We start from the raw sequence: 12,462 nt of genomic DNA, 5'->3' as shown, positions 1-12,462 counted from the left end.
TTAAAAAATTAATACAAGAATTTCTAAGTTTCCTAAACCTAAAAGTTAGGGCTCAGATTATATTCGTCATAGAAATCATCAAGGATAGCTATTACTTCATCTTCAGTATCTACAACTTGAACTAAATCTATATCGCCATCACTAATATTCTGAAAGCCAGCCAATAAAGTAGACTTTATCCAATCAATTAATCCTCCCCAGTATTCTGTTCCAACTAGTATAATTGGGAATTTATCTATCTTATTTGTTTGTATTAGCGTGATTGCTTCAAAAAGCTCATCTAATGTTCCAAAACCACCAGGCATAACTACAAAACCTTGAGAATATTTTACGAACATCACTTTTCTAACAAAGAAATAATCGAAATCTAAACTTTTATCATGATCTATATAAGGATTGTCATGTTGTTCAAAAGGCAATTCAATATTCAAACCTACAGAAGTTCCTCCGGCAAGATGTGCTCCTTTATTTCCAGCTTCCATAATTCCAGGTCCACCCCCGGTAATAACACCATAACCATGATCCACAATTTTTTGAGCGATCCTTTCAGTTAATTTATAATATTTTTGATCTGGTTTTGTACGTGCAGACCCAAAAATAGAGACGCAAGGTCCAATTTGACTGAGCTTTTCATATCCTTTTACGAATTCACCCATTATTTTAAAAATAGCCCAAGAATCGTTTGTTTTAATTCCGTTCCATGCTTTATTACCTTGCTTAGCTCTCATTTCTGTATCGTTCAAAATCTTATTTAATTTTTAATTCCTTTTTTAAATACTGTGCAGTATAACTTGTCTTATGTTTTGCAACTACTTCTGGAGTTCCTGTAACAATTACTTCACCTCCATTTTTCCCACCTTCGTAGCCTATATCAATAATATGGTCGGCTAATTTAATAACATCCAGATTGTGTTCAATGATAAGAACCGTATTTCCTTTGTTTGCTAATTTATTGAGAACGTCCATTAGTACTCGAACGTCTTCAAAATGTAAACCTGTGGTAGGTTCGTCTAATATATAAAAAGTATTCCCGGTATCGCGCTTAGAAAGTTCTGTCGATAGTTTAATTCGCTGGGCTTCCCCACCAGAGAGCGTAGTACTTTGTTGGCCAAGTGTAATATAACCTAAACCTACGTCTCTCATTGTTTTTAATTTTCTATATATCTTCGGAATCAATTCAAAGAAATCTGTAGCCTCTTCAATCGTCATTTCCAATACATCTGAAATAGATTTCCCTTTGTAACGAATTTCCAAGGTTTCTCTATTGAATCTTTTTCCTTGGCAGGTTTCACATTCTACATAAACATCTGGTAGAAAATTCATCTCTATAACCCGAAGGCCTCCACCTCTGCAAGTTTCACATCTTCCCCCTTTTACATTAAAACTGAATCTTCCAGGTTTGTAACCTCTAATTAAAGCTTCAGGAGTTTTAGCGAACAAATTTCTCACTTCAGAAAATAACCCGGTATAGGTTGCAGGGTTAGATCGAGGTGTTCTTCCAATAGGAGATTGGTTAATATCTATTACTTTATCTATATGGTCTAGACCTTTAATGCTTTTATAAGGCATAGGAACCTTAACGCCATTAAAGTAAAAGGCATTCATGATAGGGTACAAGGTTTCGTTGATCAAAGTAGATTTTCCACTTCCTGAAACCCCTGTAACTGCAATCATTTTACTTAAAGGGATCTTTACAGTGACATCCTTTAAGTTATTACCTGTAGCCCCGCTAAGTGTAATATTTTTCCCATTTCCTTTTCTTCGCTTTTTGGGAACTTCGATCTCCATAGTACCATTAAGATAGGCAGCGGTAATGGTGTTGCTCTCTTTTATTTGTGCAGGAGTCCCTTGGCTTATAATTTCTCCCCCATGTTTTCCGGCTTTAGGACCAATATCTATTACATGATCTGCTCGCTCTATCATATCCTTATCATGCTCTACAACAATTACAGAGTTTCCAATATCTCTAAGCGCTTCTAAGGAATTAATCAGCTTATCATTGTCACGTTGGTGTAGGCCAATACTAGGTTCATCTAGAATATAAAGCACTCCAACCAACTGAGATCCAATTTGTGTGGCCAGTCTAATTCTTTGAGCTTCTCCTCCAGAAAGGGATTTGGAACTTCTATTCAGCGATAAATAGGTAAGCCCAACATCTATCAAGAATTGTAAACGAGTCCGGATCTCTTTTATAACTTCGGAAGCTATTTTTAATTGTTTTTCTGAAAGGCTTGATTCTAAATTCGCAAACCAGCTGGCAAGATCAGTAATATCCTTATTAGCTAATTCTGCAATATTTTTATTATTGATCTTAAAATACAGCGATTCTTGACGCAATCTACTGCCGTGACATACTGGACAGTCTATTTTATCCATATATTCTTTTGCCCAACGTCTTAGAGAGGTAGATTCGTTATTATTATAAGTGTTCTCTATAAATGTTGCAACTCCTTCAAAATCAATTTTAAAATCGCGGGTGATACCTAAAGTAGTAGATTGCTTAGAAAATTTTTCTTTACCTCCAAAAAGGATCATTTCCAACGCAGCTTCTGGTATTTTCTCTATAGGATCACTTAATTTAAATTCAAATCGTTCAGCAATAAGTTCCAGTTGAGAGAAAATCCAGTTCTTTTTTTGCGGACCATGTGGTGCCAAAGCTCCATTTTTAATGGAAAGGTTTTTCTTCGGAATAACCTTGTCTACATTAATTTTATGCAGAGTTCCAATTCCGTTGCAATTAGGACATGCTCCTTTTGGAGAGTTGAATGAGAAATTATTTGGTTCTGGATTAGGATAGGAGATTCCAGAAGTAGGACACATTAGATTTCTACTAAAATATCTAATTTCATTAGAATCTTGCTCTAAGACCATTAGTACGTCATCACCATGATACATGGCCGTTTTTATACTTTCTTCTAGGCGCTTATCAGATTCTGCATTTTCGTCTATTTGAAGCCTATCAATAACAATTTCCACTTCGTGGATCTTGTATCTATCGAGTTTCATTCCCTTAATAAGATCCCGAACTTCTCCATCGGTTCTTACTTTTACAAAACCTTGTTTTGCTATTTGCTCAAATAATTCTCTATAATGTCCTTTTCTGGATCGTACAACTGGGGCTAGAATACTTATTTTTTTACCGATGAAGTTTTTAATGATAAGCTCTTTGATTTGCTCATCATTATAACTCACCATTTTTTCTCCAGTATTGTAACTAAACGCATCCCCGGTTCTGGCAAATAGCAGCCTTAGGAAATCATATATTTCGGTAATAGTACCAACAGTACTTCTTGGATTTTTACTGGTTGTTTTTTGCTCTATAGCAATAACGGGAGATAAGCCCTCAATTTTATCTACATCTGGGCGCTCCATTCCGCCTAGGAATTGCCTTGCGTAAGATGAAAAAGTTTCAATATAACGGCGCTGTCCTTCAGCATAAATGGTATCGAATGCTAAGGATGATTTTCCAGATCCGGAGAGACCGGTTATAACTACTAATTTTTCGCGGGGAATCGTAACATCTATATTCTTTAAATTATGAACGCGAGCCCCTAATACCTCAATGTTTTCTTCAGCTTTAGCCATATTTTTTGTCAAGTTGGCAAAGGTACTTAAACTGTTGCAAACTAAAAAGTAAGCATCAAATATGGCATGTTAATTTAAATGTAAAACTAAGAGATAAATTCATGGATTAGACTCAAATTATCCTTTTTTTGAGAAATAATCAAAATTAACATTTGCTTAAGTTAAATATATGAATCACATAATTTTTTGCCAATAAAACGGATTTCAACTTTAAAAAGTCACTTTTTGACGATAGTTTAAATCGCTGAATGTAAGCGTAATAGTACCTATTTATTTTATTTTATATGGGGGTATTCCCTTATATTTAATATTAGATTCCCCCCCATTATTTATTTAGTTGAATACCCCATTTTTTTACAATCCTATTATCCCATTCCCCCTAGAAATCCAATCGAACTATCGATATGATTTCGTATTGCCCAAAATCTCATTTTTTACCTACGTGAGTTATATGTTAATACAAAATAAGAGGAATGAAGACGGAAAAAAAACTACTATTAATTATTAGTAATCAACTTAAGTTTATTACACAAATTAAAGAAAATCTAAGTGTTCATTGTGAAATAAGTACGGTGAATTCACTTCATACAGGCTATAACATAGCCTTAGACCTACTTCCAGATATTATTTTGGTAGATCAAACTTCAATGAGTTCAAAAAGCTTAAAGAATATTTCAAATTTTAAATCTACACATTTCCTTAATAAGTGCTGGTTGGTGATGTATGCAGATAAAAATTTTAGAAGCATTATAGAAGAGAAATACAAAAATGAGGTTAATGAAGTCATTTATAACTCCTGCACGGAATCAATTCTTTATAGTAGAATTTTACAGCAGGTACATTCAAAATTTTCTATCACAAATTATTGGAAAGACTCTTTTCTAGGCTTATTTAATTTATTGGTAAACCCTGTGGTTCTATTGCAGCAGGATACTATAATTGCCATGAATGATTCATTTAAAGAAACATTTAAATTCGACGTGGAAGATATAGAAGACTTAAAACTGACAGATTTTGTGAATTGTGAAAATAAAACAAAAGTGAGGGCTAGTTTAAGGAATTTTGCCAGAGGAAAGCATATGAAGGCTGTAACTAAAACTTCCTTACAGTTGAAAAATAATAAAACTAGGAATGCTAAGATAAGCTTTAGTAAACTTGATAAAATGCTACACGGCCAATTCATTATGATGATTCACTTTTATGATGAAGCTCCTATGATAAAAGATAAAGTAGGGAGTAATTCTGAAAACGTACAGAATTGTTTCGAACAAAACTCCAATCTAGCAGAATTTAGCTTTACAAAAAGAGAAAAAGAAATTATTCAATTATTGTGTAAAGGTTACAAGACGAAAGAAATTTCTGACACCTTGTTTATATCACCTAAGACCATAGAAAAGCATAGGGCAAATATCGTTAAGCGTACAAATTCTGATACCATCTTGGAAAGTATCATATACGCTATAAATCATAATTTAATCGATTTACAGCATAATAAGGTATAAGCTATAGTGTCCAAATATGGGGGAAATTCCCCATAGGTACAAACCTAGATATCTCGATATCTTTACTTTAATCAAGAATGTCACCCCCAACTGCGCCTTTCTTGTTGAATAATACTTCCCCACAAAAAATCAAATTAAATTGAAAATATCATAGCCCCTTTAGGGCTGTTCGTGTGAAATCTTTTATTAACCATTCTAAATATATTATTAATCTAAATTATTTAATCATGAAAAAGTTAAATTACTCTTTAAGTTTCATTGCGATAATTGCAATGCTTTTCACCTCCTGTAGTAAAGAGGAAACATCATCTCCTATAGATGATGCATCCACGGAATCTGCAGTGCTTACGTTTGGAGCAATGCTGGATAACTTGGCAAACCGAGCAATGGAAAAAGGTCATTTTGATCAAGTCCCAGACTGTTCAGCTGCAGAACCTGATATGGCTGAAGTTACTTTTTCCTATCCAGGAAGTGGTGGGGATAAAGTTGTCGAAGTAGGTATCTCTCAAGATGCCAGTGGATATTTTACAGAATATAGTGAACTATTAAAAATTCCAATTGTACAAGGAACAGATTTTACAAAAATTACTTTAAAAGGATTTAAAGTTTTTGATGCTGGTGACAATTTAATTTGGATAGCTCCTGTAGCTCCTGGAGACTTCTCTGGATATGTGGATAAGCCGCTACCTTTTGATGTTGATGTTTATGCAGGTACAAAACCATATATAGATATAGAAGTTCTATGTTTTGATAGACGTATGGTTAATGAGTACGGTTATGTATTCTTTGATATAGATCAAAAAGAAATCTTCAACTTCTGTTTATTTGGTAACTTTTGTACTCCAGAGGGTAGACACTATGTTGCTAATTATACTATTGACGTTTGGACTTATGATACATCTACTGAGACCCGTGGAACCCGATTATATACTAAGAATGAAGCAAATTCAACGTCAATCGCGACTTTAAATAATGGTGTGTATCAGGAATCTCCTTTATGTGTAGCTCTTCCAGATGATCCAGATTCTGATGATGACGCCTATTATTTTGAAATCACATTATTGGACTCTCCTGAATATGATTCAGATCGCGTGGGAACAATAATTAGATCTGGAGTTTTAACTGAATTTGAAGCTAAAACCTTATTTGTGGGTGATGATAAATTAGAATACTATCACTTTATGGAAGGTTGTGATGATGACGATACGCCTCCAGTTTTTAATGATCCAACAAGCAATACTACAACGTATTACGCTTGTTTAAGAGAACTTAATAACTCTAAAGTTGCTGCTGTAGCTTATGTAACCTTAGATGGGAATACGATAAAAACTCAAATTGCCGGATTCGGTCTAGATAACGGTTTACATCCACAACATATTCATGGTAAAACAGATGATTCCTTTGATTCTACCTGTCCAGATATGAGCGCAGATCTTGTTATAAACGGTGGAAATGGTAATGGTCTGTTAGAAATTGGTGAAGGTTTGAGTGCCTATGGAGGTCCGCAATTATTCCTTACCCTAGCCGGTGCGGGAGATGGTACCAATTCTAATTTCCCAGTAACCACAACAGGTGTTTTAATGTATGAGAGAACAGTAACTCTAGGGGCTTCTGGGTTCCCATCAATGGCAGATATGACACCATTAGATAAAAAGACCATTGTTCTTCACGGGAAGGATGTAGGTAGTGATTACATAGCCACGCTTCCTATTGCATGTGGACAGCTGGAATTAAATTAAATCTAAAGAAACTGCATGATAATATCATGCAGTTTTTTCTTACACAAATTTTATTAACCATTCTAAATATATTATTAATCTAAACTATTTAATTATGAAAACTATTAATTATTATTGGAGCATTTTTGCGTTTGTCGCTTTGCTCTTTACCTCATGTACCACAGAAGAAACTGCTGTGGATACATCACCAGAGGCTAAAAATTCTGCAGAGCTCACATTTGGAGCATTGCTAGATAATTTGGCAAATAGGTCAATGAACAAAGATCATTTTAGTCAAGTACCAACTTGTTCAGATGCTGAGCCTGATATGGCTATGGTAACTTTTTCCTATCCTGGAAGTGGTGGGGATAAAGTTGTAGAAGTTGGAATTTCAGAAGATTCTGATGGTTATTTCACAGAATATAGTGAGCTATTAAAAATTCCTATTGCACAAGGTGCAGCCTTTACAAAAGTTACTTTAAAGGGATTTAGAGTTTACGATTCAAGTGACAATTTAATCTGGGTAGCACCAATAGCACCAGGAGATTTTGCTGGTTATATAACTAAGCCACTACCATTTGATGTTGATGTATATGCTAATTCAAAGCCATATATAGATGTAGAAGTTTTATGTTTTGATAGAAGAGATGTAAACGAATACGGTTATCCATTCTTTGATCTTGTACCAGGTAAAATTTATCCACTATGTTTCTTTGCTAACTTATGTGTAGGAGATAGACATTTTGTTGGGAATTATACTTTAGATCTTTATTACGATGATGGTACAGGTAGAATCCAATTATATACTAGCGGTGATGCTAATGCAATGCCAAATACAGGAGTTCTTGCAAACAATAATTATTTTGCCGATCCTTTATGTTTGGAGGTTCCGGATAAACCAGAAGGTTTCTTAGATTCTCAAGATTATTTATTTTATGTGATTACACCAAAAGATTGGACTGGAAATTACGGAGATGTAGATAATACTCCATTAGCCGAAGAAGGTTTAAGTTGGAATGATGTAAACGCATTATTGAATGCAGATGGAGAAACAAATGAATATATCCATGTTTTTATAGGATGTGATGTAATACCCGGATGTATTCCAGGAGTTTCAACGGCTGGAGATTTAGACGGAGATTGTATTCCTAATGATGATGATAATTGCCCAACTACGTACAATCCAGGTCAAGCTGATGGCGATGATGATGGAGTTGGAGATGTATGTGATGAATGCCCAACTAGAGCTGGAACAGAAGCAAATGGATGTCCGCAAAATGAACCATGTATAGGAAGCGATCCCGATGGAGATGGATTCTTTGGTCTTTGTGATAATTGTCCAGAAGAGTATAGCTTAACCAATAATGGATGTCCAGTAGATGCTTGTATCGCAGACTCCGATGGTGATGGATTGAACGACTGTATTGATGGATGTCCATCAGAGTATAGCTTAACCAATAATGGATGTCCAGAAACAACTCCACCTAGTGGTTGTGGAACAGCATTTATGTTTGGAGACACAGAAATTAATGATATCTCTAATTCCAATAGATGGGGCTGGGCAGAAAATTTCAATACTGACGATGGTGCAACACAGACTTTTGACTTCTGGAGAGGTGCAGGACAGAATGATACTTCTAAAGGTGTAAAAGCCGGAACTGTAACAATTACAGCTACAGGAGACCAAGTTCAGTTCACAATAAATTTAGCCTCAGGATTTAGCATCTCAGATCTTCACGTTTATTTAAGCGAAGAACAACCTGGAAATACAGCTAAGAGTCCTGGTAAATACAACCGAAATGATGAGGTTGGAGATAGCGAAACTAGCTTTACTTTAACTAGAACAAGTGATGATGATAGTTTCTGGGTAATAGTTCATGCAGGTGATACGTGTAATTAAATTTTAATAAATAACCACTCGGTTAATTTTAATCGAGTGGTTTATTTAATTGAAATATTACGCAACACATTAATTTAAAATTTTAAAGATGAAAAAATATACGAATATATACGCGATGGTAGCGATATTAATGCTATTGTTTGCCAGCTGTAGTACAGAGAAAGTAGAAGGTCCTATTGACGATGCAGATTCTCAATTTACTACTATAACTTTTGGTGCACTGCTTAATGATCTTGCTAATAGATCCATGCAAAAAGGCCATTTTGATCAAGTTCCTACATGTGCAGATGCAGAACCTGCGGTTGCCGTTATTGAATTTTCTTATGGAGGTTCAGACTACTCGACCACGGTAGATATCTTTTCAGATGATTCTGGTTATTTTACAGACTACTCTGAAGATTTGAAAATTCCTGTTCCGTCTGATGGTTCTACAATGGTTACCGTAACTAGTTTTATGGTATACGATGGAGATACTTCTGTTGCTAGTGACGCTTTTTACAGCGCGGTTAATGGAAATTTAATATGGATTGCTCCTAAAGGAGATGATGCAGAATTTGATGGATATGTAGAGGATGCTTTACCTAAAATGTTTGAAGTATTCCCAGGCACAAAACCATATTTTGACATTGAAGTATTATGTTTTGATAGAAGAGTGGTAAATGAATATGGATATGTATTCTTTGATATTGTTCCTAAAACAATTTATCCGTTGTGCTTATTTGTTAATTATTGTAACGAGGATGGAAGACACTGGGTAGCAGATTACGCAATTGATCTTTATTTTGGTCTGGATGCTACTGGAATTCAGATATACAATCATAATAATCCTAATGCAATGGCAACAACAGGAACCGGTGATGGCGGATATTTTGCAGATCCATTATGTTTAGTAATTCCTGGACCACCAGCAAACTTAGGAAATGATGCTCCGTATTTATATTTAGTTATTTATCCACAAGATTGGGGCGGAACAGGTAATTATGGTGATATAGATAATACACCAGTACCAGTTGCTCTATCTTGGAATATGGTTAATGAACTATTAAATGATGATGGAACTACAAATGAATATTTACACCTATTAGTTGGGGAATGTGAAAATGCACTTGATGGTGATGGAACAATCCCTGGTGGAGGAAATGGAGAATGTGATCCAGCTAATCCCGGTGATGATTGTGACAATGATGGATTTTTGAATGGTGTGGATAATTGTCCAAGTACTTCAAACCCAAGTCAGGCAGATTTTGATGAAGATGGTTTAGGAGATGCTTGTGATACTGATGATGATGGTGATGGAATTCTTGATGCTGATGAAAATACAGGGTGTAGATTAAATACAGACCCTAATTGTGGTGTAGATCCAACAGATTGTATTCCTGCTCCAGGTGCTGGATGTGATAAACTATCTTTTACAGAAACGGTATCATTAGTAGGCTTTCCTGTAGGACAGGATCCGTTTTATCCTTTAATGATTGATGGTCTACAGGTAGGAACAATAAATTTTGACTTAGAAACTTCAAATGCTAATAATATCACGGTTTCTATAGATCTCTTTGAAGGTTTGATAGCTTCAGATGCTGAAGTTTCTTTGCCAGTTCTTGGTGCTCAAAAATGTCAAACTGATATAAATGCAAATGATTTTTCTATCAATGTAGTTGTTGTAAGTGAAGGAGGAATAGATTATCCTCTAGAAGTAGAAGTTTCTGCAAATATTTGTAATTAGTTTTCCTTAAAAATTAGCTCTAGTGGCTTTGTCAACCGGGGGGATGACTTGTTCACTGAGTTAGTTTTGTTACACCAGTAGTTATTTTAATAATAATTAGAGGTGTTAATAGAAGGGGCTGTCCGATTTATTTCGGACAGCTTTTCTTTTGCTTAAAATGTTAAAGTTAAAAAAAAGTTAAAAAAAGATACCGTTTAACGTTTATTTATGTATTTTAGCGATTGTTAATAGGAAACACTCATATCTCCCCCTCATGAGCTGTTGTTTGGAGTTCGGTTCTAAAAAAGGAATTGAATCCATAAATTTTTACTAATATTTATTGGAAATAAATAATTAATATCATTAAGAGATATAAATAATAAAATAATTTGTAATTATAAATATCTGATGTTTAAATATTTATGAAGTGATGATGTTTTTTTTGGAACGAACTTTGAATAAAAACAAACTCATAATAATTTGTTAATAACCAGAACAAGAATTATTTAATAAAAAGAACTTGTTCATTTAAATTTTAAAACCCCGATTTATGAAGAGATCAAATTTATTGTATTTACTGCCGGCTTTAGCTATTCTGTCTTGTAGTAAAGATGAAATCACCCCAAACACAGAAGAGCAATTAAATGAAATTAAAGAATTATCTGCAAACGTTGAAATGGCATATCCAGAGGACTTCGGGATGCTATCTGAAGTTTATTTTGCCGGCCAGAAAATTACGGTAGAAGAAATAGATGGCGATTATATTTACGAAGGAGATATTATCTTCTCAAATGATATGATTACATCAAAAGATGTAAAATTAGTTTTTGAGAAAGGGGAGGAGATTCCTGCCCAAAAGAGTGTAGGGAGAACTTCAGCAAGATGGACGGATAACACTGTTTACTACTCCATAGATAGTAATCTTCCAGATAAAAATAGAGCGACAGACGCTATTAAGCACTGGGAAGCAAATACAAATCTTAAATTTGTTCAAAGATCAAGTCAATCCAATTATATTTACTTTACACCAGGATCTGGATGTTCTTCATATGTTGGAATGGTTGGGGGTAGACAGAATATTACCTTAGCCAGTGCATGTTCCACAGGGAACACTATTCACGAAATTGGTCACGCAGTTGGTCTATGGCATGAGCAGAGTAGAGTAGATCGTGACAGCCACATCAAGATCAATTACTCTAACATTCAAAGTGGGAGAGAGCATAATTTTAAAACGTATGCAGAAAACGGATCTGATGGAGACGAATTCACTTCAAATCTAGATTTTGGATCTATCATGTTATATAGTTCTTATTCCTTCTCAAACAATGGTCAACCTACTATAGTAAAAGTAGACGGAAGTACATATAGTACGCAGAGAAATGCACTTTCTTCCGGAGATAAAACTGGTATTAATGCTATGTATCCTTCAGGAGGTACTGAACCCGTTGCACCAACTTATATTAACGGAGAATATTACACCATTGAAGGTTTGACAGTTCTTCGTTTCTACAATGGATGGTATTACAGCGGTCCTTACGGTATGCGAGCTGTAAAACTTGTAAATGGCATTTGGTATTATAAATAAGAACAATAATTACAACCTGAGCAGCTTTAAATGTTCAGGTTGTAATTTATTATGTAGAAGTGTGTAACAATTGTAGAATAACTTCTCATATTAAACTCACCGCCGATTACAATTCACAGCCTTTTCTATTACACCCTTATTTTTTCGATTAATAAAATTGAGAGATAACTACTACAGCATCTCCCCATATTGATTATTAAAAATTTTAAATGCTTTCTTTTTTAATCTTGTATTATTTGAAGGACATTTAAAATAAATGATTTTTTAAAACCCGAAACTTTTAGTCTCGGGTTTTTTAATGAATAAAAAACAGTAAAAATTAAATGAGGAATGGTATAAACCAGGATCATGACTAATTGTTGTGTTTATGCAAAAATTGTGGTTAATCTGTAGAGGAAGAATTCTACATTTTTTACTCCTCTGAACTGTGCTCTAAAGGCTTTTATTTTTGCGTTGAATGATTCTGCTGA

Annotated in this window: 7 protein-coding genes; 5 read left to right on the top strand and 2 right to left on the bottom strand. The window is 34.5% G+C overall.

The window, feature by feature from the left end:
• Positions 1-38 precede the first annotated feature (38 nt).
• Positions 39-728 (bottom strand): LOG family protein, encoded by a 690-nt coding sequence (locus tag ES724_RS05505; protein WP_146931034.1) that lies wholly within the window; start codon positions 726-728, stop codon positions 39-41.
• Between the two features lie 19 nt (positions 729-747).
• The gene (gene uvrA / locus ES724_RS05500) at positions 748-3,585 is read right to left on the bottom strand and encodes an excinuclease ABC subunit UvrA (RefSeq protein ID WP_146930672.1); all 2,838 of its coding nucleotides are present in this window, start codon (positions 3,583-3,585) and stop codon (positions 748-750) included.
• Positions 3,586-4,058: 473 nt separating this feature from the next.
• Between uvrA and ES724_RS05495 the strand changes: the two genes are divergently transcribed.
• The 5 genes from ES724_RS05495 (at position 4,059) to ES724_RS05475 (ending at position 11,992) form a co-directional block, all read left to right on the top strand.
• The gene (locus tag ES724_RS05495) at positions 4,059-5,087 is read left to right on the top strand and encodes a response regulator transcription factor (RefSeq protein ID WP_146930669.1); all 1,029 of its coding nucleotides are present in this window, start codon (positions 4,059-4,061) and stop codon (positions 5,085-5,087) included.
• 227 nt (positions 5,088-5,314) lie between these two features.
• Positions 5,315-6,826: a hypothetical protein gene (locus tag ES724_RS05490; protein ID WP_146930666.1), complete on the top strand. Its 1,512-nt coding sequence runs from the start codon at positions 5,315-5,317 to the stop codon at positions 6,824-6,826.
• A gap of 94 nt (positions 6,827-6,920) precedes the next feature.
• Positions 6,921-8,705 carry a thrombospondin type 3 repeat-containing protein gene (locus ES724_RS05485; RefSeq protein ID WP_146930663.1) on the top strand — a complete coding sequence of 595 codons (1,785 nt, stop codon included), beginning with the start codon at positions 6,921-6,923 and terminating at the stop codon, positions 8,703-8,705.
• A gap of 88 nt (positions 8,706-8,793) precedes the next feature.
• Positions 8,794-10,428 (top strand): thrombospondin type 3 repeat-containing protein, encoded by a 1,635-nt coding sequence (locus tag ES724_RS05480; RefSeq protein ID WP_146930660.1) that lies wholly within the window; start codon positions 8,794-8,796, stop codon positions 10,426-10,428.
• 529 nt (positions 10,429-10,957) lie between these two features.
• The gene (locus ES724_RS05475; protein ID WP_146930657.1) at positions 10,958-11,992 is read left to right on the top strand and encodes a M12 family metallopeptidase; all 1,035 of its coding nucleotides are present in this window, start codon (positions 10,958-10,960) and stop codon (positions 11,990-11,992) included.
• Positions 11,993-12,462 lie beyond the last annotated feature (470 nt).

It is taken from the genome of Gillisia hiemivivida (assembly GCF_007997295.1).
Lineage (GTDB): Bacteria > Bacteroidota > Bacteroidia > Flavobacteriales > Flavobacteriaceae > Gillisia > Gillisia hiemivivida.
The sequence above is the reverse complement of the archived record's forward strand: the minus strand, read 5'-3'. Positions and strand labels throughout refer to the sequence as shown.